We start from the raw sequence: 417 nt of genomic DNA, 5'->3' as shown, positions 1-417 counted from the left end.
GTATAGTATATAGAGTTTTGTAAACTTAGAAATATTAAAGCAGATAGTATGATAATATTTTTAGAATTCTTTAACTGTATAAATAGCAATGACAAAAGAAGTACACCAATTAAACCCAGTTCACTTAGAATTAATAAAATATCGAAGTGCATGGCTGGTTGGCTCTCTGTCACGTTGGCAATAAGAAAATTTATACTTTCACCAGGGCCTGCGCCAAAGTAAAAATATGATTTCCAAAGGGTTATTCCTAGATTAAGGAATTCCATACGACTATAGTTAGAACCAAACGAGGTGTCAAATGAGGTTGAAAAGCGCTGATTAACGATACCTAATATAATGAGTGAAGATATTAATGTAATAACTGAAAGTAACTTAACAGAAAATTTACTCGTTACCCATGGTTTATAAAATATGAGG

At 31.4% G+C, this 417-nt stretch carries 1 protein-coding gene; it reads right to left on the bottom strand.

The window, feature by feature from the left end; translation table 11 throughout:
- Positions 1-417 (bottom strand): hypothetical protein (locus tag GN208_RS17930; RefSeq protein ID WP_243828526.1); only part of this gene is annotated, 417 nt, incomplete at both ends.

It is taken from the genome of Morganella sp. HSTU-ASny43, assembly GCF_022819185.1.
In the GTDB taxonomy this organism is placed as follows: domain Bacteria; phylum Pseudomonadota; class Gammaproteobacteria; order Enterobacterales; family Enterobacteriaceae; genus Morganella; species Morganella morganii.
Note: the sequence above shows the minus strand (reverse complement) of the source record. Positions and strands in the feature narration are given on the sequence as shown.